Source organism: Mesorhizobium sp. BH1-1-5, from assembly GCF_020165615.1.
Lineage (GTDB): Bacteria > Pseudomonadota > Alphaproteobacteria > Rhizobiales > Rhizobiaceae > Mesorhizobium.
The window spans coordinates 1-24,698 of sequence record NZ_JAIUIM010000030.1 but is presented as its reverse complement, the minus strand read 5'-3'; the positions used below and the strand labels follow the sequence as shown (position 1 = coordinate 24,698).

Below are 24,698 nucleotides of genomic sequence, written 5' to 3'. Positions count from 1 at the left end.
GGTCAGTTCGAGATCGCCATGGTCGTGGTCATGGCCTTGGCGGTTATCGGGATTATCCTAGTCATTGCCACGGGGATCTTCTGACACCATAGGCTTGCTTCTATAGGGGCCGCGAACCATAGACTTTTCGGCTTCCTCGGCTTCGATCAGGGCAACGATATCCGCGATCTCCCAAAGCTTGTCAGTGACGCCTGCGGCCATCGCCGGGGTCATGCGCAGTGAAGCATGGATGCGCACGAATTGTAGTACATGAAATGCAGCGCCACCGCGTTGGCGTGGGCCTCTACCTTTTTGGAAAAGCCGTTGGTGAGGCGTGTGAAGCGGCGCATGTGCATCCGCATGGTCAGGTTCTGGCGTTCCGCAAATGACGTGCTGACATGCTTGATGTCGGGGTTTCCTTCGATCCGCTCTTTCCTGGCACCGGTGCATTCGGCGGGGCTATAGCGGCCTTTGGCGCTGTCCGGCGACGTGCCATAAATCTTGATCAGCATCGCGTAATCGACATCTGCGCCGAAAGCGCCTTCAACCGCTTCGAGGTAAGCCCTGTGGCCGTCGCTGGTCAGCTGGACGCGATTGGCGAGGCGGCGGAAAAGATCATCCATGAACGCCATCGCATATTCACTGTCACGGCCGCCGACCAGCCAAGACATGACAAGCGTGGTATCGGCATCGATAGCGGTCCAGGTCCAAGTGTCGTCGGCCCATTCCGGCGCAGCCTTGGCGGCCCGCACGTTCTTTTCCTTGGCGTAGGTGAAGCTCCAGATTTCATCTACCTGAACCCGCTTGCTGGTCAAGTTGCGAAGGGCGTTGTCCTGATCCTCGGCACACACAGCGCCAGCGTCCGAAAGGAGCTTGGCGACTGTATTCTTGCTCATGCCATGACGCCCGTGATGGCGCGGATCGACTGGCCCTCACAAAGCATGGGGAGGATTTGCGAAATCTTGACGGGTGTCGTTTGGCAAGTACCGGAACTGAGTCACCCTACGGTCAGCCTTCGTCTGCACCGCCTACTCTCGACGAACGCGAGCAAATGAAACTCGCTGCAATTCTCGTCGGCGACGTGTTTGCCAGCGACAGTAGCGCGTCGCCGTCACCACCAGGCTCGAACTCCCGAAGGCCATGTGCCGCGCGGAGTGTTGCCCCTTGGAACAACGATATTTGCGCATGGTTTGGTAGGAATGGAACAGCTTCGTTCAGATTTAGCGGCTATGGCGCAGCCGGGCTATTGGATCGCCCTCGGAATTCTCGTCGTCCTTTATGGAGTGGGCGTGTTTTTCCTAGTGAGGACTTGCCACTGTTTGTGATCGCTCAACTGCAGCAGTCATCGCAAATGGTAGCCTGTTCGCCTGCTGCTATCGGGTCGTCCGCCTGCCTATGTGTCGGTCCGCGTCGAGTCCGACCTCACGGCGGGCCGGTTGTCATATCGAGCAAGTGTTGCGTGCGCTCTTTGCCCGTGGGCGTAGCCCTCATCGAAAGCTGCCGCTCCAAGATTCATTTTAGACCTTGGCGGATACCCCGCAAACTACCCAGCAACGCCTCAGCCTCGCTGCCAACCACACCAAGGTCACGGACGCTGCTCATATGATTGGTCGCCGCGAGATTGGTGCGAGAGACGACTAGCCCCTGTTGTTCGAGCTTATCTTCGAAAGTTGGCTTGGTCGTGAAGGGGGCGTTTCTTTCGCCCGACCGCAAGCGCGACGTACACCGTTGGATCGAAGCTATGATTGATCGGGGAATCGCTCCACCTCTTCGTCAGTGATCGCGATCTCACGGGTCAGGAACGATGTCTGCAACGGCCTCAGATCGTAGATGCCGCCGAGCAGGAGCGCGCCCTTGATGCCTGATGGTCGGCTGTTATCGTCGAAAAGCGACGTCGCGAGATGCGCGCCGGGAATGGCCGCTGACGGTCAACATGCCGGGATCGCCGCCGTGGCTTGCGATATTTTCATCACCCAGAGCCTGGCCCGGCGTACTGGTCGACGATGGTAGCCATCCTCACCGCCGGCATCTGCGCGTAGCCTAGGATGACCGCAATGGCTCCTGCCTTGGTTACAGTCTCGGCGACGTAGGAATAATCCTTTCTCGAGAACATGCGCTAGTAGCCGCCGTGAATGAAGATGCGCACCGGCAGCCGATCGCGGCTGCCTTGTGGAAAAAGCAGGATCAAGGGTTTCCCCGAAAGTTGCGCTGGATCGCGTGCCTTGTGTCTGGAAGGCCTAGGACCAGGAGGCCGGGCGACGCGTGGTCGTTCTAGTTTTCGGCATGGCTGAAGACTACGGCGCCGCTGTCCTTGCGAACCTCCACTGAGACGATACCATCGTCACCCTTGCGGGTCTGGAACATAGCAACTACGTGTTCCTTAGCACTCTTTTCGGCGTCGAACGTTACCTTGTCGATGATGCCATTGCGTCCGTACCATATGACAGTGAAGGCCATTTTTTGCGGACTCCTACGCCGGGCAGGCGCGCCACCACGTGGCGGGATCCCAAACAGGGACAGCGCCCAGAAGAGAGAATACCATGGCGATAGTGGAACGTCAGATATTTTAGCTTCGGCCCCGCCGACTGGAGTTCGACGGGGCCAAATTAGTTAGAGGGGAGTAGTTCGACGAACGCGATCCCGTTCAGCTTCGATATCGTCATAAGGCTCGGCATTTGCGTCGAAACCTGTCCATCCGCTTCCCTCATAAGCGCTACGCCGTTCGTCGAGGTTCACCGAATGTGTTCCGTGCAGGATGCGTTCAGCCTCGCCGGTGATCCGATCGTCGACTTTGGCAGTTACCAAAGTGCTGCCGCGGCGGACGCCCTCAGCATATGTGTGGGCATCTCGTTCCGAGACGCCGGACTCCGTCAGCGCACCGACAATTCCGCCGGCGGCTCCGCCTACAGCTGCGCCCCCAACGGCGCCGACTGCCGTGGCCGCAAGCCAGCCCGCTGCCACCACAGGCCCAATGCCGGGTATCGCCATAATGCCCAAGCCGGCGAGAAGGCCACCGGCGCCGCCGACAAGAGCCCCCGCGCCCGCGCCGGCCGCTGCGTCTTCGCCCGTTTCCGAAGCCGCATCCGCCTGATACCAATTGGCGGAATTGTTCGCCACGATGCTGATATCATCCCGTGGCACGCCAATCGCTTCCAACTCACTGACGGCGTCGGCGGCGTCCTGATAATCATCGAAAAGTCCGGTCACGGTTGTCATTTTCAACTCCAATTGTTTGGGTTCGGGTTACTGTGCGCCGGCAACCACGTTGCCTTGGAAGTCCAGAGCGACGGCCGTCTGCTTGCCGTCCTTGTCGGCGGTCCCGCGCCAGATGCCCTTGTCGTCCTTCGTCAACGCGCTCACGTTCGAGAAGCCGGCGTCCTCGATCCGGCTTTTGGCTTGCGCTTCCGTGAAGCTGTTGGCTCCCGGAACCGGTGCCGATGCACTCGACTGATCACTGCTCGTCGCCGCAGGAGCGGTACTGGTTGTGGCGGAGCCGTCAGTCTTGGTTGAAGCGATCTTCTCGATCATCTCCTGGTGCATCTTGAGTGTCGGCAGCGTCTGCTGAGCAAACGTCTTCAGTTCCGCGTTGTCCCCGTCGGCCGCATAATCCTGAAACAGCTTGACGGCCTCAGTGTGCGCCTCTTGCTGCATCTTCACGTACGGCTGGTCGACCGACCCGTTCGCGCTCTTCAAAGCCTCAAGGTCACTCTTGTGTTTCGCGTCCGTCTCTGTTGGGACCTGCAGTTTTTGCTCACCGGCGATCGTCTGCAGCTTGGCGTTGGCTGCGCCGTGATCGTCGATCATCTTCTGGGCGAATTCATTGATCGCCTTGTCCTGCGCTTTGCCCTGAACGGCCTTGCTAGATTCGACTTCGAAGATGCCACCTGCCGCGGCCTTGTTGACGAAATCCTGCGCCGTCTCGGCGCTGATTGCGGGGTAGGTGAAGCCAAGCGCTACGGAGGCCCACAGCGCTGCGGATATCAAACGGATTTTCATGGTTCAGATCCTCGCGAGCAACAAATCGTGCTAGCGGCTAACATGAGCGTGAACTCTTTGTTCCGTCGCGAAACAGATTTGGGCATCTCGAACGGAGATCAGCGCTTTAAATTGCTTGCCTTCGCCGGCGCTGTCGATCGCGGAAAACCCTATTCGCCGAAGTCAACCCAGGCGGGTGCGTGATCACTCGGCTTCTCCCAGCCTCGGGTTTCGACATCAACACCGGCATCTCGACTGTTCTCGGCCAGCAATGGGCTTGCAAGCAAGTGATCCATGCGCAAGCCGGACTTCGGTCGTAGCCTCCGCGGTACGAAAAATTCCAGTAGGTGTAGATGCCCTTGCCGGGATGCATCCGTCGCACCGCGTCGACCCAACCCAGCGACAGCATGTTCGCGTAAGCTGTCCTGCTTTCCGGGAAGAAGACTGCATCGCCTAACCAACGCCGCGGAACTACGGCGTCAACCTCGGCTGGAACGACATTATAGTCGCCACACAGCACCAGCAACCCTTTCCCGGAACAGAAGCAGGCCTGGCCGGCGCTGCAGCGGGAGATGAAGCCCGTGCCTGACTGTGGCGAAGAAAGCTATCGCGGGTCCGGCAAGCTCAACGGCCGCAAAGCGCTCGTGACGGGCGGTGATTCCGGATCGGCCGGGCGGCGGTGATTGCCTTTCTGCGTGAAGGCGCGGATGTCGCGATCAATTACTTCCCGACAGAAGAGCCCGATGCCGAGGACCTGGCGAAACTGGCGAAAAACGACGGGAGCAAGCTGGTCCTGATACCAGGCGATATCACCGAGCAGGACTTTTGCAACGAACTCGTTGAGACGGCGGCGGGCGAGCTCGGCGGGCTCGACATACTCGTCAACAACGCTGCCTATCAGCAGTCTAAGAAATCGATCGACGAAATTACACCCGAACAGTTCGACAGGACGGTCAAAACCAATCTTTATGCGATGTTCTGGATCACCAAGGCGGCACTTGGCTACATGAAGTCTGGAGCAGCCATTTTCAACACCGCCTCGGTCAACTCCTTCAATCCTGGCGAGGAGCTGCTCGACTATGCCACGACCAAGGGCGGCATAGCGATCTTCACGAAGGGATTGGCGAAGCAAACTGGCCAAGAAGGGAATTCGCCTGAACGCCGTCGCGCCCGGTCCGGTCTGGACGCCGCTCCAGGTCGCGGCCGGCCAACTCCCCGGCAAGCTCGACAGTTCGGCCAGGATACCCCGCTTGGCCGGGCGGGACAGCCTGCGGAGCTTGGCCCGATCTACGTTGCCTTGGCCTCAAACGATCTCAGCTTCACCCATGGCAGCGGTTTCGGAGCCAATGGCGGGACTGGTATTGTTTAGGAGGCTCGTCGGGGATTTGGGTTTGCGCCGAGCAGAAAAACAGTCTGCGTTAGCGAGATGCTTTCTTCTTCGCCGGGCCCTTGGGCTGCCCCGATTTTCCCTTTGCAGCGCTATCCCTTGATTGAGATGCCATCGCGGGAGCAGCGCCAGTCTTCTTGACGGCGGTGGGTCGCCTTCTTCGGCTGCGCCTTGCTGGAAGCCGCCTTGTTTGCAGGAGTCTTCTTGGGCTCCTCTTTCGAGGAAAAAAACCGGTGATGCTATCGATGATAGACATGGGGTTGCCCTCGGTTGAAAACGCTCATCAATGCGGTGCCGGTCGACAAGGTTCCACTGGGTTGCTGATCGACCCCTTGTCGGTCAGCGCGATAGACGCCTCCTGTTTGCGCGGATTTTGTTTCCATAGAAGCGAGCAATCCGGTCTGCGGAAGCCCCGATGGCGATCATGGCTCCGGCACGACCCGCAGCTTCAATTTTTTCGCTCATCATGCGCTTTGCCTCCAGCTCGGCTCGCTTGCCACCTTCGGCAAGTCGTATGGTTCGAAGCAAAATGACCTGCTGGGCCTCCAGCACGGAAAGGGACAGATCGATCCACGGGTTGAACATCGAATCGCTCCTGATTGGCCCATGGAAACGGCGGCCTTCATTTTGTGTTCCACGAGAGGAGCGGCAATCTGGAACTCCAGTTGCCTCCACGGTGTTCATGTTGATCGGAGTTTGCATGAAGGTGACATGGCGGCGCCACGTGCGGTTTGGAAGGGCTTCCTGAAGGTTGGATCGGTCTCCTGCGGCGTGAAGCTGGTCGATTTTCGTCGTCAAGGGGATTTGCCGCCTGACAAATCGGAGCTACCGCTCAGAACCAACTGGAGAAGCGGCCCCGGGCGCGGGGGTGAAACGGCACCGGGGCCTAGGCATGAACGCTGTACCGGCATGACCTTACGTTAGCGTGCGCTCATATGGTGAACGAAGGATGAATCGTTACCTGCGGCGGACTCGGCCGGTGTTTTTTAACTGGCGCTCCGCAATGTTTTGCTGGGCCAGCGAGCATTCAGCGTGAGAGACGTTTAATGTTTGTGCTGATTTTGTGTCCATAAAACGAGCAGTCCGATCTGCCGCGGCCCATGAGGATCATGGCGTGGCCGGATCGCTGCCTCGATTCTACACGCTACCCAGATTGTAGCCGGCGCCACGCGTTTCTAGCGTACGACAGCTCCATGGAATACCAACATTCCCAGGTTTGGTTCATGCCGATGAGTTGGCATTTCACCAGGTCCTCGGGCGAACCAAGCCCGCCGCCTTGTTGCGGTAGCTCGGCCCTGAACGTTCAACGGCCTTTGCTAGTGGCACGGCGCTGATCCAGCTTCAACGCATGGATCGCGTCGGCCGGCGGCCCATATGGCGCGAAGGTGCGCTGCCAGCGTCGAGCGCGCTTGCCACGCTATAGCTGCGTGTGAAGCCTGCTGGCCAGCCAGTCGGTAATCTTCTCGCTCAGCGGGGGCGCCTGCCACTCTGCCAGGCTGATCTGTCTGGACCGCTCAAGATCATGGTTGAACAAGTCGATTTGCGTCAGCGCAAAATCCCTGCCGTAAACGTTCAGTGAGGCTTCGTCGTTCAACCGCAAAGATCGCTCGTCGAGATTGGTGGACCCGAAGCTCGCCCAAACGTCGTCGACGATCAGAAGCTTGGGATGATACATCGTCGGCTGGAACTCGTAGATGCGCACGCCGGCTTCGAGCAACTGGCCCCAGAAGTGGCGTGAGGCTTTGCGAACGGTTGGGACATCGGTTAGCGAATTGGGCACGATGATGTCGACTGCTACCCCTCGCTTCCTGGCGTCGAGGATCTGCTGCAGCGCGATTTCATCCGGCACGAAATAGGCCATGCCGATGCGCAAGTGGTCCTTAGCCGCGGCGATTGCGGCCAGCATCATCAACTCCATATCCTCGGAGCCGTTCGGGTGTGATGAAATGATCAGTTGAGCATCGAGCTGCCCAGCGTCCTTGAGGGGAGGATAAAACTTCTCACCCTGCAAGGTCTCGCCCGTTGTCTCCAGCCAGTTTTTGGCGAACGCCGCCTGAAAGGCGCTGACCGAAGGCCCTTCAATCTGGTAGTGGGTATCCCGCCACTCACTCGGATTGCGGGCGTCTCCCAACCAGTTGTCCGCTATGCCAACACCGCCTGTAAATGCGACTTGTCCGTCCACGATGAGCAGCTTGCGGTGCGTCCGGTTGTTGACCCGATCGAGCGTGTACCAATGGATCGGCCGATAACGTTGGAACCGCACCCCGGCACCGGTCATGGTGTGGAATAGGTCTTCATCGAAAGGCAGGCTGCCGAGCCAGTCGACCAGCACGCGAACCTCTACGCCTTGGCGGGCCTTCGCTGCCAACGCATTGGCGAACTTGTAGCCGACAGATCCAGACCAATAGATATAGGTTTCCATATCAATGCTGGATTGGGCCGAGCCGATCGCTTGCAACATGGCTGGGAAAATTTCGTCGCCGTTGACCAAGGTCTGCACGGCGTTTTGGCTGAACATCTGGCCCTGCGAGTAGTTGCTCATGCTGCGCGCGAATTGTGGATCGGTCGCGTCGAACCGGTGTGGAACGATCGAGCGGATTAGGCCCGGCTCTGGGGCCAGATTCACCGCGGCCAGAGTGACGGCGGCTGCCGCAATGGCGACTGCGGCGTGTGTGAGGATGCGGAGCCAAAGTCCGAACCTGCGCTTGGCCACAAGCGACTCGCTGTCGGCCCATAGCGTTTTAAAGTCTGGGGACTTCACGTTTCTCGCCCTGCCGCCGGTTCTGGCAAATACTAACCCCAAGAATGTGCGACCCCCGTGCAAGTTCCCGGTCGACAGTCCGTTTTCACCTTCAATCCGGTCGATCCATCCGATCAGGGAAGGCGATCGGCGTAAGATGATGTGACGCCGCTGTGAAATTCGGAAAGATGGCACAGGCGCCCGTAAGGACCCAGGTCAGATTCGCGGGCCATTGAACTGCCAAGCGAATCGTCGCGGTTGCGACCAACGGGCGAACGGCAAATTTCGGGCCCTTAGGAACTGCCGGCCTCAACTGCTAGCCACCCTCCTGGGGCCGGCCATCGACGTATGGCCTGCGCGTGGCTCCAGTAACTGCCGCATTGTCAAGGCATTCTTCGGCGCAAAGCTGTTATAGTCGTTGTTGAAATAGAGCCACGCTCTGCTTGCACCGCTGCCGCGAATTCTGTCCGCCCAAACCGCCAGCTCGCTATGCGAATAGTCATGCCGGTACCATCGCTTCGGGCCATGAAATCGCACGTAGATCTCATCGGCAGTGTGCACCAAGACATCAGGGAGACGAGGCCCACTGCACGAGCAGAAGATTGCGCCGCTATCGCGAAATGCCGCGTATACCGTCTCATTCCACCAGCTGGCGTGACGAAACTCCACAACGTTACGTCGAGCTGGATCAAGCTGACCTAGAATGCCCTTCAGTCTTGCCTTCGTGAAATGGTAGCTGGGAGGTAGCTGAAACAGAAAGCATCCCATCCGATCGCCGAGGATATCGGCGATCAGCCCGAAATCTTTGACGAGGGTTGCCGTGCCGCTGAACTTCTTGATGTGGGTTATCAGTTCGCAGACTTTGACCGTGTAAATGAACTTGCGATCGATGGGCTGACGGCGCCACGCTTTGACGTTCGACAGAGTTGGCCACGAATAGAAGGAAGCGTTTATCTCGACAGTGTCGAAATGGTCGGTGTAGTGGGTGAACCAGGCAGCGGTTGGCAGCTCGCCCGGATAAAACTGCCCTCGCCATTTCCAGTAGAACCATCCAGAGCAGCCAACATAGACAGAGTGCTCGAGGGGCGGTGGGGCAAACCCGCTTTCCGTCACAGCCTCCAACCGCGCGAGATGCATTTTCTTGGCGCGCCCGATGTTTTCGGTCCGCTGCTTCTCCCTGCGCAGCTTACGACGGTCGCGGCGTTCATCAGCGTTAACTTCTCTCTTGATGGCGTCCACGCGTACCCTTCCTGGTTCTGCGGCATAACGCGGCGCAAGCCGAATGGGTCCAGTCTCAGAGTGCCGGAGCCAACGGAACTTTCTGGCCGCACCGACCTCGGCTTTTCGGTCCCAATCGAATGGAACCGGATGAAGCGCCGCCGTTCGTCTGCTGAACCGCTCTTTCGTGCCGCTGATTGTGGTGGCAGCGGCTACTTGTTCTTCGTCGTACAACGGCGCTCGGCAGGTGGATTCCGCCACCTTTGCATGAGGCCGGACGGCATCACCGGAAAGACGACGGTCTTTTCGAGCGCCCCAGGTGGGTTGAAGCCGGAAAGCCGGCTAAAGCCAACTTGGCGAGGCAGGATCTTCGCGCTGCGTAAGCCGATCTCGCCTCCCCCTTTGCCAGCGATTAGCACCTCAACGAAGCTGCTCGAATTCGCTTGGTGTGATCACCGGTGTCGGGGCTAGAGGTCGGCTCAATGGCGACGGCCCCGCCGGCCGCAGCGCTGTTCTGCTTTCAGTTTGCTCGGTCCTCGCAGCTCGCCCCGGTAGGCGGTGCCGAACAGAGCATGCTAGAAAAATGGATAAGCAAAAAGCCTGCGTTCGTGATCTATCCCCCGCCTTCGAAGGATCTCCCGTTCCTTGCCGTCATCTTAAAACCAGATGGGTCTGCAACAGCTCACCAGTTTGCGACAGAGCGAGAAGCTTCTGCCTTTAACCTTTTTGTCGATAAGCAGGCCCCGCAATTTCGAGCAGATCCTTGTCGCATTTCGGGTTTTTCAGGTCGTTAAATCGCTGCCCTCCGAGACCATCTCGTCCTGGGTGCGCAACTCGGTCAACAGCATCCCTTTGCCGAAAGGCTGGATGATAACCTCCCGGCCGCTCTGGTAAAGAACAACGCAGGATGGCGCCGCGACCGGCTTCTTGGCCATGGCTCCGCGCAACACCGAAAACGCCTCGACAGCGCGCCGTGGGGAATGACGTAATAGGGCTTTTCGAGATAGCGCGTGCCGATTTAGTCGATGGCGACGAAGCCTTCCACGTCCAGCGTATGTCGCGACGTGAGCTTCAGCTTCTTGATCTCGTCCGGTTCGATCTCGAGGAGTCGCCCTGCTCCGCCCCGTAGCCCTTGATCTGGTCCTCCGAGAGGGAACCAACCCAGTCTCTTCATGGATATTGGCGCTTTTGACTGGCAGGCCGTCGTCGCGGTGGAGTATCTTGAAATGGGCCTTCCCGGCCTCTGTGGTCGCGCCCACCGGCTTGACCACGCAAGCGACCGACCCGACCTTGAGGAAACCCTTCCAAACCGCGCGTGGCGCCGCCATATGTTGTTCCTCATCGATCCAATCACAAGGAACAGTTGGCGCTGAGCATGGTTCCCTATCCAACCAATGCGATCAGGCAACCATGCAGGCGAAAGCGACTTACGATTCGGTAGAGGGCACATTCACGATCGAGAAAGGTATCTGCAAGGGGGCGTTCCCGCTGACCCACTTGCCGAAGTGGCTGAATTTCTATAGCCAGCAGATGCAGCGGTATCCCGCGCATGCACCGTCCTATACGGAAGATGTAAAAGCGCTCGAAGCACTCGCGGCCGCAGCCCGTCGAGAGTCAGCCCACCCCGACACCACAAGTTCCAGGATAACGTTCGCACAAGCTTCAGCTAATAACCTAGCCTCAGCCGCTGTTTACGGGAGGCCGAGATGCATCACCCCACCAGGCTTGAGAACCTGCAGTTTGCCCGCTCAATGCTGAAGGAGGTCCGCAGTAGGTTGGACGCATCGGGCGAGGCACTTCTGACCTATCTACTTGATATGGTCGTGATTGAAGCTGACGAGCGGGCAACGGCGATCCGGCTTGCTCAGCAGTCTACCACCGCGATTGCACTACCTGCGATGATTTATTGAGCCGTTGTGAAAGAGGCCGCCTGCCATGGGTGCCAGACGGGCTCTTTATCCGGCCTCTCTGCGGATTCGCATTTCCAGTGTGGGCCTGGTTGCGAAGACACCCGCCCGACGTGGCGCGCGGCTAAAAGCAGCTCAGCCCGCGCGCCGCCTGTTTGATCAACTTCACTCTTGGCCGATATTCCATTAGCGATTGCTTGACTAATCCGGCACTCGCTCCAGAATTGGCGAGGAAGTCGCCATCCCCCGACTGTGCGCCGGCGCGTCACGGCGTACCGGCTGAGCGTTTCGGTCCCGACCTACAATCAACCACTCGATCCGCGAGATGGCTCAAGTGGCGAACGGGCAGCCGATCGAGCTAGTGGCGCTACTAAGCGGAAGACGTCGCACATCGACAAAACGACCTGATAATTGACTCGCTGTCGGCGGCTGACGGGATGAGCGATATTGTGCGCCGCGCGAGGCCTGCACTTAACGAATGTTAAGTTACCGACCCGCCGATCCAATTCGCACTGCTATGCCTGAATAAGGCGGTGTGCGTGCCGCCTGCTTACCCTACGGCCGATCTAAGGCGCGATATCAAATGAGAGCCGGATTACGCGGGACAAATTCCGCACGTCGAAGTTGGAATCTCACTTCTGTTGCCGGGAACGCCGAGCCTGAGGAAATGGGACTGCGATCGCCTCTGGGCCCAATTCGGCGGCGCTTTGCTCAAACCATAGACTTCACTCCAATAGAGCCTCCTTACGAGTGGGTTCAAACCCATGGCGCGGCAAACGTGGCCGGGAGGCTGAATTTCGGGAACTACACCTTGCCAAGCTTACCCTCGAGCTCTTTCACGAAATGAGCTTCGTTGAGAAGCGTTTCCCAGTCAGTGCCGATCCGCTCGACCAGATCACGGGCCTGGGTCTCGGTGATGTTTCCCTCTCGCGCTAGCCTCCCTGCCAGAAGATCGAATTCGCTTAAATCGTCATCGGCTAAATTGCCTTCGCGATGATGCATCGCCTCGAAGATCACCGCATAAACACTCGCGACCTCCTCGTTGATCTCGTCGGCTGAGATTCTTTCGGCCGCGGCGGCTTTCATCAATTCATCGGCTAGATCACTGACGGCGAGGGGATCATTCGTCATCGCGTTGGGCAGATGCTCCGCCATCCATTTGTCGAAGAAGTTCAGCCCGCGCGTGCTCATCCTGCTTAAGGCAGATAACCGATCTAGGTTCCCCTCATCGAATTTCGATCTTGTGTGATCACGCTATGTCCCGGAGGCTTATTTTAGCTAATTAGGATGTGCGGCGGACTGTTGGTTCGCAAGGCCGGCGCCCGCTTTCAGGCAATTCCACCCAACGGAAGGCGCCGGCCGCCCTTTTTGCTGATGACGCGAGAGCTCTCTCTCGATCACGGACGGCTGCAGCAAAAGTCTGACGAGGGCATACGACTTTAGAGCCGCGCCACTTGGTAATTAAGGCCTATCGCGTGGTTTCTACGAAACATTCAACGACGAAACGCATTGCAATTCCACCGCCAGCTTTTGTGGCATCGAGCGGTCATCGGAAACAATGCGGAGTCATCTTATGAAAACCATCATCAGCAATTCGCTAGCTGCACTGGTCCTGCTGGCCGGCATCGGCGCGGCAGCCGCCGACGAAATTGTCCTCTCGCCCGACCAGGAAACTACCATTCGCACATACGTGAAGAAGGAACCTCTAGCGTCGGTTAAGCTGCCTGGCGTCGAGCTCAATGTCGGATCCAAGCTGTCCGAGAAGGTCGAGCTTCATCAGGTTCCGAACGTCAAGTATCGCTACACCGTCATTGACAATCGAACCGTCGTTGTCGATCCCGATACCCACACGATCGTCAAGGTCCTGGATTGACCTTTGAGTGACCATTCCTGCCTGCCGAGCCGGCGGGAGTGTTTCAATGGAAGGATATTTGCAATGCACAGTATCATCTACATTGTAGGCCTTGTAGTCGTGATTCTCGCAGTCTTGAGCTTCTTCGGTCTGCGCCGTTAGATTGAAGGTGGTCGGTAAGAGACGCTCTCTTCTGGTCAGCGCCGCCCGGACCTTGGTCGGAGATTCACAGAGAAACATCAGCAGAGCGTCATCGTTGAAGTTCGCGGCACATGGGTAGGACTGGAACAAATTACTTAGCGTGCCGCCGTTGGGGTAGCACCTGACAGCCCGCTCTAATCCGGGCGGGCTTTGCTGTCTCTTCCATCGGAACGCTGGCCTGACAGACAACAGGTGTTCGGCCGTCCGGTCTCAGTTGCTGCGTTTATCGGGTAAGGACGCCGTCCGGTGGGTCATTCCCCGGGTGGCTCAAGGCCGAAATCCTTGTAGTCCGGTGCTAGCGGGCGGCGCTCGTAATCGACCGGGCCATTGAGCAAAGTCTGCCTCACCTGACCGACGTCCCTGCCAAACTTGAACGCAGCATAAATTGCCCCGAGGCCAATCAATAATCTAAGCATATTCGTTCTCCGCTGGTTTCCGATGATTGCCAAACGGAAACCCGCGCCCCTCGGCAAGGACGCGGGCCGGTGTTTCCACCATTTCTGCGACCGTTTGAGGGGGACAATCGCAGACGAGGTTCAACATCGCGGACGATTGCTTGTTCCGAATCGTCAAAAAGAAACCCGCCGGCCAAGGCCGACGGGCCATCTTCGCTCAAACTGAGGTGTGTCCTTTTTCCTAGCCGGTCCGCTTGGTTGTTCTCCTTAAGCCTCTATTTCCTTTTCAAGCGGTAGGTATGGCATGGAGCGTTTCAGGTTGACCGTGCATGTCAGTGCACGCCTATCCAATCAGTCGAGAGCTTCTCGCCATTCGGATCGTGGCCGACGCGATCGCACGGCTTCCGAACGAGGCGGCTGCTCAGCTTTGGCGAGAGACTGCTACGCACCTGCTTTCAGTCGCAATCGAACGCGGGCAGAACGCTAACGACGCGCGCGCAGAAGTCCGTCGCTTCTTCGACGAGGTTCAGATCGCCCTACATAGCGACATGTCGGTCAGGCCGTTGTCATAAGATCGATCCCGAGCTGGGGCTTTGCCCGAGCAAGGCAGCGGTCGCACCGCTTCAACGTTCGAACGGGCTGAGATCAATTTGCCGCTTCAGGCGCCGAGAGCCGGCGCGGACTAAAGTCAGGAATTTGTCAGATACTTCCCAAGCGCAATGCCTGGCGCCTCGATGAGCCGATAATCGACATGATCCGGAAAGATGCAAGCCCGCTCCTTCGCGAGGCGCGGCTGCTCGGGAAGGGCTAACCCGCTTGGCCTGGACCTCGTTATCGAATCCCTTGGCGAGAGTCGCTGGAACATAGCTCATCGCTGGCAGTTCGGATTGGTTTCAGACGTGCCGAGCGTCTGTCGAAGATCGGTGAGCAACACCTGATCGGCCCGGCCCGTCCCTCACAGGTGCGGGCTTCCGGCTCGGCCACGGCCGTTGTGCCGCCGCGACAACAACAGGAACAGCAATGAAGCATCAGACACCATATGAACTCGAACCGGTTGCCGTCATTGATCGGCTTGGATTGATCCCTCTGCGACGAGAAAGCAGCGGATAGAGCGGTGGGCGGAACCGCTCGAAAGAACACGCCTTCGGTGGCTGGCTGCACTCACAGGCACCGAATATGTCGATCCCGAAGTTCGACAGGGAGCACGGGCGGCAGGACCCCCGCTTACGGTCGCGTTCGAGGACCCGCTGTTGCGTGCGGCCGAATTGCAGTCGGACACCTACGGGGAGGCCAAGCGCTCATTCGAACTATCGGTTGGCAGTTGCACGAAGTCGTCTGCAGCTGTCATGCCGGCACGACCATGCAGGCAAGCTGGGTTGCCGGACGTGTGCGCCGGATCATCACCGGCAACAAGATCCTAGCCTGGCTCAGAAGCAGTCTTATGCATTGAAATCCCGATGACACGGCCCGCCACAGACGGGCCGTATCTCGAACATTTCGAGGCTGCTACCCACCTGGCATGTTGGAGGCCGGATCTGAGGCCTGCTCCCACCAAGGGATCCGGCGTCACAGGCCCGCGTTCGGCTTCCGAACCTTCCGACTCGATCTCCTTCACGGCCTGATCCCAATGCTCCTGCTGCGTCCGTCCGGACGGCCTTCCCGCTCCCAGATTTCGGGAGCGCGTTGCTTGATGCGCTCTTCCCTGTCCATGCTGGTCTCCTCTTGCGCCGGCTGGCGCTTTGCCCGCGCCTAACCGGGTGCCTTGGCGTTGGTTCGCCGGGATGAGCGAGCGAAAAGAGCAGCCCCGTGCGAATCCGTTGGCCCGCCTCTTCCAAGGCGGGCCTTGTTATCGAGGGGAGGATTTATTGTTGCAGTTCTGCATGTTGGAAGTGGTGTTGCCGCTTGCCGTATTGTCGGTGTCGTTGCCGGCGGCATCCTTACACGGTCGCCGGCGCCGCCCGCGCTTGTGGGCTGCTGCGTCGTGGCATTCTGCCGTTCTGATTGTTCCAGTGTTACCGCTGTTTGTCCCAGCGCCATTGTCGGTGCCAGTGGCGGCGCCTGTGCCGTTATTGCCGCTACCGTTGCGGGAACCGCTGGACTGAGCCATGCCGATGTGGCCAAAGCCAGCACGATGGCGGATGCCGAAATCAGTTTGATCATGAGAAGAAAATCTCCCTGTGGTCGCTTCGTTGCGATGCGACCCGAACCAGGGATTTCTCCGCGTGTTCATTGGAAGCCTAACTAAATGGGAAGCCTAACTAAATGCCAAAATTATTCGACGTTCACTATCGAGCGCCGTGCAATATCCGGCCCTTGTTCTACTCGCCCGCATCCATCATCATCTTAGCGGGATTTCGCGATACGTTTTCCTCGATCTGCTCGTGTCCGGGCGTCTGGGGCAGCGCTTTACGGAAATTCTTCGCGTAGTCGGGCGGCATTTTGGGGGGCATCATCGGCTCATAGGCATCGACGAACGCCTCGATGATGACCGGTCTGTCGGTAGCGAAAGCCTGGTCGAGGACATGCTCTAGCTCGTCGGCCCGCTCGATGCTGAAGCCTTTCCCACCCATAGCCTCCGCTGCCTTGGCGAAATCGATCGGCTGCAATTCGCAGCCGAATTGCGGGTTGCCGAGGAACATCATCTGGTCCCAAGCGATCTGGTTCAGCATGTTGTTCTTGATGACCAGGACCTTCAGCGGAATGCGGCCTCCACACCGCTGACCTTCGGCGCGATGACCTCCATGACTGCGGTGTTTGTTCCGAGCCCCAAATCCTTCGTCGCTACCCGGAAGCCCGGAAGATTTTCAATGGCTCGAGATTTCGGCAGCGATTGACGACAACGCCCGGGCTATGTGGAAGAGCTTCTGCTTCTCGAACTTGCGAGCGCGTGACTCCAGGATCTCCATACACCAATTTCGGTCGACCACGTCATCGGCGACGGGCGCCGGTTGTGGTTCTGATGGCGGTGAGCGACCAGGCATCGCCTCGGGTTCGAGGGCTGCTAGCTCCAGGATCGGATAAGCCGGCATGAATGACATGGTTCAGTCCTTGGCTGCCCGGTCAGACTGGCGGCCGTCCTTCGGCGCCCTCGCGTCCTTCGAACGATCGGCGATGGCCGGGCCGGCGCCTGCCGTCATTTGAGTGGCAGGCGATGACTTGGTCGTACGGCTCGGGTTTTGACCGTCCGACTGATGAGTTCTGTCGTCGACCTCGCCGGGCGGCCTCGACAGCCCGGTTCCACCCTTCGGCTTCTTGTTTTCAGCAGCGTCCTGCGAAAAATCGGCGGATGGGTCTCTGCCTTGGCGGGCTGGATATTTCATGGCGCCAGTCTCGCGATTGTTTTGACTCGTAGTCATCGGCTTGCCCTCGGCATCTGGAAGTGAGGTTGATGAGTCCTCAATGCCGCGACTTGGTCGTGGTTCCGAGCGATCGGCGAAACTCTCCGTCGGAAGGAACCAGTCCGTAGGCCGGTTGTTTTCGATGCAGCACCGAGCGAGTAAGCAACGCAATGCCCGAGAAGCTGGACGACGAAGAAAAGCGAATGCTGACGCGACGCTATTTTCGAAGCGAGAGCATGAGGAGGTACCTTCGAAGTCTTCCGATATTCGCCACCGAAAGGTGGCTGCCGGAACCGGGACTTGCGAGACCGCAGTTGAAGGCCGATCTCATGGAGCTTTGCGCGTTTGTTGGTGCCCGTCGCAATCAGCTCTTGTTCAAGCCGCGCAATGTTTTTCCTGACTGCTTCCGCGTCGGCAACCCGCTGTTGCCTGATCCAGCCCCGCCCTTTCATGAAGGCTGTCCGTGAACTCAATTATTCAAAGGATCGGACGCATTGGCGTGGCATAAAACTGGCAGAATGATCACAGCCGCGCTCGCATGCCATTCGGATGGATGCGGCAAGCAAATCCGTGTCGAGTATGGCACCCGAGGCTGTCGAAGCAACCCTAATTCGGCATTTCTGATCGTCCCGTGGCACCAAGCCCGCCTTCATGTATATTAGCTAGTTGAAATATTATGGGCGAAGTATTCCGTTTGAGCGCGTCGCCGCCAACCGGCTGCAGGAGCTTTAGTTGCTCCCTGTGGTCAGAGCGTGAATTAGCTAAAAGGGATACTGTGGCGTTATGGATACGCTTACTAAACACGTCGCCTGCCAGCATTTTTTTCATTGATATTTAGTTTCCTTACGGTAACCCTGTCTTCAGGGTTGAATCGGGGGGCACATGCGACAGGGCGAATCTGCCGTTGCAAGTGGGACAAGCGTCCCGCAGCACCTCATGTTCTATCATCCATCGCTCAACCCTTGCCTCATCCGGACAGAATGCCGTCCCGGTGATGACGAGTCAGCAAACATCATTCTCACGTGGAGCCCGATTGGACCTTGAGGCCAGCGGGGGCGATTGATCATGCAGCAGGCAACCCGGCACGAGGCAAGCGGAAACCAGCGCCAGTCGAAGAAAAGTGAAGGGGACGGCAAAGCGCCAGACTGTCGGCCGGCGGCCGCCTTCTCGCATTTCCTGCGCGGCGGCCGCATGACCAAGTGGAAGGGCCAAGCGGCGAGCTTTGCGCCAAATTTGGTGCACCTCGTCTCTGCCATAGTGCTCTTGTCTACAGTGCTTCTGGGGATGGCTACAGGTCAAGCGGCGGCCGCGGACCTCTATTGGGACTTCAACAATACCGGCGTCGGCCTCGGCGGGCCCGGAACGTGGGACACGACCTCTTCCTCATGGAACACGACCGGCAATGGCGTGGCCGGGCCATTCACGATCTGGAACAACGCGGCACTAGACGACGCCATCTTCCAAGGAACAGTCGGCGGTACGGTGACGCTCGGTGCGCCGATCATGGTGCACAACCTCACCTTTAATACCGCCGGTTACACCATTGCCGGAACCGGCGGTAACACGCTCACCCTGGCCGGTGCGTCTCCCACCATTACCGGCGCTGCCACGATCAGCGCGATCATCGCCGGCACGGCGGGCCTCACCAAGGCTGGTGGAGGTACATTGACCTTGTCCGGGAGCAACACCTTCACTGGCAACGTCAACATCAATTCTGGATCGCTATCCGTCAACGCGAATGCGGCGCTGGGCGATACGAGCAACTTCGTCAACCTGGCCAACGGAGCATCTCTGAGTTCCAGCGGATCGCTGACCGGACGCACGGTCAATCTCAATGGCGGTCAAGGAGCTGTGAGTGTTGCCGGCACGGGCTCCGCCCACTTCACCGGAAGCGGCGGCCTCAGCGTCGCCGCCGTGGGCAGCACCGGCTCGATCACTCTGAGCGACAACACCAACAATTTTACCGGTGCTGTAAGCTTTGGAGTAAATAGTGCAGCGGCGGCCTCGTTCACGTCGATAGGCAACATCGGAGAAGCCAGCGCGCTGGGTGCCGGGGATACGATCAGTCTCCAGGCCAACTCGGGTGTATCGGCGCTCAATTACACCGGAACCGGGGATACTTCCAACCGGAACTGGCAGATTACCACGGGCATCGGATCGCCGACTGCCTTGATCCAGAACCTCGGTAGCGGGACTTTGACGCTGACCGGCAATATGGCCGCGACGGGGAATGTTTCTGTCGCGTTGTCGGCCGCCAACGCTGATTTGCAGGCGCTGGGTGTTCTCAGCAGCTCGACGACCAACACATTCAGGTTCATCGCCAGCAGCAATGGCACGGTAACGCTCGGCGATGCCAACAGCTTCACCGGTGCTGCTTCGATCGAAGGCGGCACCGTCAAGGTCGGCACTTTGGCCGCTGGAGGGGCGAACAGTTCCCTTGGCGCAGGTACCAGCATTGCGTTCTCGAACGGAACCCTGAGCTATACGGGTACGGGCGCAACCAGCAACCGCACTTTGTCCATCGGCGGCACGACAAGCGCGATCCGCAACGATGGCTCCGGAGCACTGGCGTTCAGCGGAGCTACGTCCCTCGCGGGCACCTTGACATTCGGCGGCAGCTATACCGGTGCGGACAACACGATCTCCGGAACTGTCTCCGGCAGCGGCACCTTGGTCAGCAGCGGCGATGCCACCTGGGTGCTGACCGGCGCGAATACCCGCAGCGGCGCCATCACCGTGAATGGCGGCACGCTGCGCGCGGGCAGTGCTTCGGCCTTCGGCACAGTGACCAACGTCACGGTCAACGGCGGCACTTTGGATCTCAACGGGAACAACCTGGCGCCCGTCTCGCTCAGCGGCACCGGCGGCACGGTGGCGATGGGGAACGCCAATCTCACCCTCAATCTGGGCTCGGGCGTCAACAACAGCTACGGCGGCAGCATCGCTGGTACCGGCGCCAGCCTGACCAAAATGGGCGCCGGCACGCTAACCCTGACCGGAGCCAGCAGCTATACGGGCGCGACGACAGTCGGCGGTGGCACGCTGGCTCTCGACTTCTCACCGGCGGCAGGGCCGACCAGCAACATCATCTCGGCTTCTTCAGCCCTGGTCATGAACGGCGGAACGGTCAAGATCACGGGCGCGGCGGGCGAAAACAACGTCCAGAGTTTCAATGGCGTCACGGTTACGACGGGCAACAACACGGTGAGCGCCACTTCCGGATCCGGCGGCAGCATGACCGTCAATCTCGGTGCCATCACCCGCACGGGCGGCCTTGCCAATTTCGTGCTGCCCAATGCGGGTGGGATCACCGCGGCCGGACCGGATCGAGCGCTCGGCGGCTGGGCGACCGTCAACGGGTCGGATTACGCCAAGGTGGTCGGCGGCAACATCGTGGCGTTCACGGCCGGCGACTATGTCAATCAGGATGATGCGAGCCAATGGCAGGCCAATCAGATCCTGAGTGATGCCGACGGCGCAAACACGCCCTTCTTCAACACCGTAGGGTCCAGCATCCAGATCGGCGGCCTGCAGTATACGGCAGCGGCGAATTCCACGGTCACCGTAGCGGCCGGCCAGACCCTTGGGGTAGACGGCACGATCATCGTCGCCCCTTCTGTAACCGGCGGAAGCCAGACGATCACCGGCGGATCGATGACAGGTACGCTTGGCGGCGGCGTGCTGGGTATCCAGCAGAACGGTGGCGGCACCTTCACCATCGCCTCCACCATTGTCGACAACACGGGTGCTGTCGGATTCAGCAAGGCTGGGACCGGCAAAGTGGCGCTCACTGGCAGCAACACCTATACCGGCGCCACCACCGTTAGTCAGGGCACACTCTCGATTAATTCGGTTGCCAATGCCGGATCTGCCAGCGCGATCGGCGCTGCCTCGGCAAATTCGTCCAACCTGGTAATCCAGGGCGCGACGCTGGAATATACCGGCGGGACGACCTCCACCGACCGCGGCTTCACTATCGCCCGATCGGGCGCTGCTACCTCGGGCACGATCTCGGTCACCAACGCTGCCAGCAACTTGACCTTCTCCGGACAGGTGGTGAGCCCCGACGGCGCCAACTTCGTCAAGGACGGCGCGGGCACACTGACGCTTGCTGGAAGCAACAGCAGCTATACCGGCACTACCACAGTCAACAGTGGCACACTTGGCGTCACCTCGCTCGCCAACGGCGGCGTCAACAGCTCCATCGGCGCCTCCACCAGTGCCTCCGCGAACCTTGTCCTGCAGAACGGCGGCAAGCTGGATTATCTCGGTGCGACAGCGACAAGCAATCGAGGCTTCACGCTGGCTTCTGCGGGGGGGATCGGGGTAAGCAATGCCTCCACCACGCTGACGCTAGGGGGCGCGGCTACAGGTCCCGGCCGTCTCACGAAGACGGGTGCAGGCACGCTGGTCCTTGCAGGCACCAACGACTACACCGGCGGCAACTCCGTTACCGCCGGCATCCTGCGGGCGGGCTCGACCAGCGCTTTCGGCTCCGGCCCTGTGGACGTGGCCACCGGCGCAACGCTCGACCTTAACAACTTCAGCAACACCGTCGGCGCGCTCGGTGGCACGGGCAATGTGACCTTGGGCACGGCGCGGCTTACGATCATCGGCAATGGCGCCACGTTTAGCGGTATAATCAGCGGCGCCTCTGCAGGCGGCGTGACGTTGACCGCGGGGACGCAGACGTTCAGCGGATGCAACAACACCTATAGTGGTTCCACAGTCCTGCAAGGCAGCAGCGTATTGAACGTCGGTTGCTTGGCCAATGGCGGGCAGCCAAGCGACATCGGCACCTCAAACAACGCCTCGACCAATCTTGTCTTTAACACCGGCGCACTGAACTACACTGGCGGCACCGTGACGACCGATCGCGGATTCCAGCTTTTGGGCGGTACCGGGGCCGTCGGCGTGGCGAATGCGGCGACGACGTTGACGTTTGGCGGCCAGGTCATCGGGGGCGGCGTCCTGCGCAAGGATGGTGCGGGGACGTTGGTTCTGTCCGGCAACAATATCTATACCGGTGGAACAATCGTGACTGCGGGCGCCCTGCGCGCCGGCTCGACCAGCGCATTTGGCACGGGCGGCATGACTGTAAACGCCGGCGCAACTCTGGATCTTAATGACCGGAGCAATACTGTTGGCGGCCTCGCGGGTGCCGGGAGCGTGGCTCTTGGGTCTGGCACGCTCACCCTTAGCAATGGCTTGAGCTTCAGCGGCTCGATCGCTGGCGGCGGCGGCCTGGTCAAGAGCGGGCTTGGCACGCAGACGTTGTCGGGCTGTAGCAGCAGCTATGACGGCAGTACAACGATCAACGGGGGCGTGCTTGCGGTCACCTGCCTGAACAATGGCGGCGTCGCGAGCTCAATCGGTGATTCCAGCGCTGCGGCAACCAACTTGGTGCTCGACGGTGGCACGCTGCAATATATCGGGGCGGTCGGCAGCACGAACCGGCAGTTCACGCTGGGCAGCGGCGGTGGCAGCCTTGACGCTTCGGGCAGCGGCGCGATCAATTTCACCAGCACGGCGGCCGTCACCCTCTCGGGCGCTGGCAGTCGCACGCTGACGCTGACCGGCACCAATACGGCCAACAATACGCTTGCGGCCCGCATCGACAACCCGGCCGGCGCAGCCACTGCGCTGACCAAGAGCGGCACCGGCACCTGGGTACTGCAGAATGCGGGGAGCACTTATACCGGCGTTACGACGATCAGCGGCGGCGTGCTCGCCGTCGACAAGCTCGCCGATGGCGGCCATGCGAGTTCGATCGGCCAGTCGACGAACTTGGCCTCCAATCTCGTGATCGGCAGCGGCTCGACGCTGCGCTATACCGGCGGCGGCGACACGACTGACCGTCTCTTCACCTTGCAGACCGGCGTCAGCTTCATCGAATCGTCCGGCACCGGCGCGGTCGTTTTCAGCAATACGGGGTCGGCCGCCTACACCGGAGTTGGCAACCGCACGCTCGCGCTGGGTGGCACCAACACCGACCTCAATACGATGGGCGGCACCATCATCGATGGTCCCGGCGGTACGACCACGCTCGCCAAGAATGACTCCGGTACCTGGGTGCTCACCGGCAACAACAGCTTCACCGGCAACACCGTCATCAATGATGGCAACCTGATGATCGGCAATGGCGGCACGTCGGGCAATGCCGGCGCCGGCAATGTCATTGTCGCCAACGCGACCTCGACATTGTCGTTCAACCGCAGCGACACGTTCGCCTTCGCGGGCAATCTGAGCGGCGCGGGCAACATCGCCCAGATCGGTACTGGAACCACGCGGCTCACCTCGGCGATCGACAGCACCATCGGCGGCACGACCCGGGTCGATGCCGGCATGCTAGAGCTTGCCAGCAACCTTACCAGCGGGGCGACGACCGTGAACGGGGGCACGCTGCAGGTCGACGCTGGCAAGACGCTGACGACGCCGACGATTGCGATGAACGCCGGCTCGACATTGACTGTCAGTGGCACCGTGCAAGCGGTCGGGGCGACGCCGGTGGCCATGACCGGCGACGCCGGAGCGAGCACCATCACCATCGCCTCCGGCGGAGTTCTGCGCGGCAATGGAGATCTCGGCGGCGGCAGCGATATCCTTAATCTGACAGGGACGTTGAACACCGGTGCCGGAGCGCTCAACCTAGGCACGGGCAACGATACACTAGTTCTCAATGATGGCGCCGCGATCTCCGGAACTGTCAATGCCGGCACCGGCGGTGAGACAGGGGCCGGGGATACGCTGCAGGTGGTCAACAATCTGCCCCGTACATTGGATGGGGCGAACGTCACTGGCTTCGAGAGCCTCAACAAACAGGGCACCAACACATTATTCCTGACCGGCAATCACAGCTACAGCGCCGGCGTGACGGTCGGCACGGGCACGCTGGAGGTCGGCAACGGCGTTACGGATGGCGCTCTGACGACCCCGACGGTGGTGGATAACGGCGCGCTAGCGTTCAACCTGAACAGCAATTACACATTCGGCGCGACAATCTCTGGTGCCGGCCGACTGATGAAGCTCGGCACGGGCGTCATGACGCTCACCGGCGCCAACGGCTACCTCGGACCTACCAGCATCCTTGGCGGCACCTTGCTCATCAATGGCGACCAGTCGGCGGCCACCGGACAGACCACCGTTGGGAACGGCACGACGCTGGGCGGTATCGGCACCATCGGCGGCAACGTTAACGTGGCTAACGGCGGCACCCTGAGCCCAGGCGGCACTGGCAACGTGTCGGGGATGCTCACCATCAACGGCAATCTTAGTCTCGGCGCCACTTCGGCGGTCAACGTCAATTTCGGCGAGGCGAATGTGCCGGGCGGCGCGTTCAACGACCTCATCAATGTCGGCGGCAACCTGACGCTGGACGGCACGCTCAACGTCAGCCAAAGCGCGAGCGGCAATTTCGGGCCCGGCGTCTACCGCATCATCAACTACAACGGCTCGCTTTCGGACAACGGGCTCGCCGTCACGGATTCGAACTATGCCGTGCAGACGTCCGTCGCCAACCAGGTCAACCTGGTCAATTCGGCGGGCCTGACGCTGAGCTACTGGGACGGCAACGCCGGCCCGCATTCCAACGGCGCGGTCAATGGCGGCAACGGCACCTGGCGGGCGGGCGGCGACCAGAACTGGACCGACAGCAGCGGCCTGTTCGCCGCGCCCTTCGCCAATGCCAGCTTCGCCATTTTCCAGAG

At 59.9% G+C, this 24,698-nt stretch carries 16 protein-coding genes and 2 pseudogenes; 6 read left to right on the top strand and 12 right to left on the bottom strand.

Features of this window, described 5'->3' with window-relative positions; all coding sequences use genetic code 11:
• Positions 1–57: 57 nt before the first annotated feature.
• The 5 genes and pseudogenes from LB572_RS29015 to LB572_RS28995 form a co-directional block, all read right to left on the bottom strand.
• A pseudogene (locus tag LB572_RS29015) lies at positions 58–922 on the bottom strand (IS1 family transposase).
• 1,026 nt (positions 923–1,948) lie between these two features.
• Positions 1,949–2,092, bottom strand: a complete 144-nt coding sequence (locus tag LB572_RS29010) for a hypothetical protein (RefSeq protein ID WP_224670172.1) — start codon at positions 2,090–2,092, stop codon at positions 1,949–1,951.
• A 158-nt stretch (positions 2,093–2,250) separates the two neighbouring features.
• On the bottom strand, positions 2,251–2,436 hold the full coding sequence (locus LB572_RS29005; protein ID WP_140801458.1) for a hypothetical protein: 186 nt from the start codon (positions 2,434–2,436) through the stop codon (positions 2,251–2,253).
• A gap of 153 nt (positions 2,437–2,589) precedes the next feature.
• Positions 2,590–3,195 carry a general stress protein gene (locus tag LB572_RS29000; protein ID WP_140801460.1) on the bottom strand — a complete coding sequence of 202 codons (606 nt, stop codon included), beginning with the start codon at positions 3,193–3,195 and terminating at the stop codon, positions 2,590–2,592.
• A gap of 27 nt (positions 3,196–3,222) precedes the next feature.
• Complete coding sequence (locus LB572_RS28995; protein WP_224670171.1) at positions 3,223–3,975, bottom strand: DUF4142 domain-containing protein; 753 nt, start codon at positions 3,973–3,975, stop codon at positions 3,223–3,225.
• 658 nt (positions 3,976–4,633) lie between these two features.
• Between LB572_RS28995 and LB572_RS28990 the strand changes: the two genes are divergently transcribed.
• Positions 4,634–5,323, top strand: a complete 690-nt coding sequence (locus LB572_RS28990) for an SDR family oxidoreductase (protein WP_224670170.1) — start codon at positions 4,634–4,636, stop codon at positions 5,321–5,323.
• 357 nt (positions 5,324–5,680) lie between these two features.
• Here the strand turns inward: LB572_RS28990 and LB572_RS28985 are convergent, their stop codons facing one another.
• The 4 genes from LB572_RS28985 to LB572_RS28970 form a co-directional block, all read right to left on the bottom strand.
• Positions 5,681–6,139 carry a hypothetical protein gene (locus LB572_RS28985; RefSeq protein ID WP_210241989.1) on the bottom strand — a complete coding sequence of 153 codons (459 nt, stop codon included), beginning with the start codon at positions 6,137–6,139 and terminating at the stop codon, positions 5,681–5,683.
• Positions 6,140–6,758: 619 nt separating this feature from the next.
• The gene (locus LB572_RS28980) at positions 6,759–8,102 is read right to left on the bottom strand and encodes a phospholipase D-like domain-containing protein (protein ID WP_224670169.1); all 1,344 of its coding nucleotides are present in this window, start codon (positions 8,100–8,102) and stop codon (positions 6,759–6,761) included.
• Positions 8,103–8,390: 288 nt separating this feature from the next.
• A complete protein-coding gene (locus tag LB572_RS28975; RefSeq protein ID WP_224670168.1) occupies positions 8,391–9,320 on the bottom strand; it encodes a DUF72 domain-containing protein in 930 nt (309 codons plus the stop codon).
• Between the two features lie 761 nt (positions 9,321–10,081).
• A complete protein-coding gene (locus LB572_RS28970; protein ID WP_224670167.1) occupies positions 10,082–10,234 on the bottom strand; it encodes a hypothetical protein in 153 nt (50 codons plus the stop codon).
• 771 nt (positions 10,235–11,005) lie between these two features.
• Between LB572_RS28970 and LB572_RS28965 the strand changes: the two genes are divergently transcribed.
• Entirely contained in the window at positions 11,006–11,209 is a 204-nt protein-coding gene (locus LB572_RS28965) for a hypothetical protein (protein ID WP_140801464.1), read from the top strand.
• A gap of 801 nt (positions 11,210–12,010) precedes the next feature.
• Here LB572_RS28965 and LB572_RS28960 read toward each other — a convergent pair.
• Entirely contained in the window at positions 12,011–12,361 is a 351-nt protein-coding gene (locus tag LB572_RS28960) for a hypothetical protein (protein ID WP_224670166.1), read from the bottom strand.
• A 418-nt stretch (positions 12,362–12,779) separates the two neighbouring features.
• Here LB572_RS28960 and LB572_RS28955 point away from each other — a divergent pair, with 418 nt between their 5' ends.
• Positions 12,780–13,079, top strand: a complete 300-nt coding sequence (locus LB572_RS28955) for a DUF1236 domain-containing protein (protein WP_140801467.1) — start codon at positions 12,780–12,782, stop codon at positions 13,077–13,079.
• Between the two features lie 904 nt (positions 13,080–13,983).
• Positions 13,984–14,226 (top strand): DUF6074 family protein, encoded by a 243-nt coding sequence (locus LB572_RS28950; protein WP_224670165.1) that lies wholly within the window; start codon positions 13,984–13,986, stop codon positions 14,224–14,226.
• A 1,039-nt stretch (positions 14,227–15,265) separates the two neighbouring features.
• Here LB572_RS28950 and LB572_RS34650 read toward each other — a convergent pair.
• Both LB572_RS34650 and LB572_RS28935 read right to left on the bottom strand, forming a co-directional pair.
• Positions 15,266–15,364, bottom strand: coding sequence for a DUF2934 domain-containing protein (locus LB572_RS34650; RefSeq protein ID WP_318014082.1), 99 nt, complete (start codon positions 15,362–15,364; stop codon positions 15,266–15,268).
• Positions 15,365–15,972: 608 nt separating this feature from the next.
• A pseudogene (locus tag LB572_RS28935) lies at positions 15,973–16,356 on the bottom strand (thiamine pyrophosphate-dependent enzyme); the annotation flags it as partial.
• 806 nt (positions 16,357–17,162) lie between these two features.
• On the opposite strand from LB572_RS28935, the gene LB572_RS28930 reads away from it, so the two are divergent.
• Both LB572_RS28930 and LB572_RS28925 read left to right on the top strand, forming a co-directional pair.
• Positions 17,163–17,459, top strand: coding sequence for a hypothetical protein (locus tag LB572_RS28930; RefSeq protein WP_224670164.1), 297 nt, complete (start codon positions 17,163–17,165; stop codon positions 17,457–17,459).
• A 598-nt stretch (positions 17,460–18,057) separates the two neighbouring features.
• Positions 18,058–24,698 (top strand): autotransporter-associated beta strand repeat-containing protein (locus tag LB572_RS28925; RefSeq protein ID WP_224670163.1); only part of this gene is annotated, 6,641 nt, incomplete at its 3' end.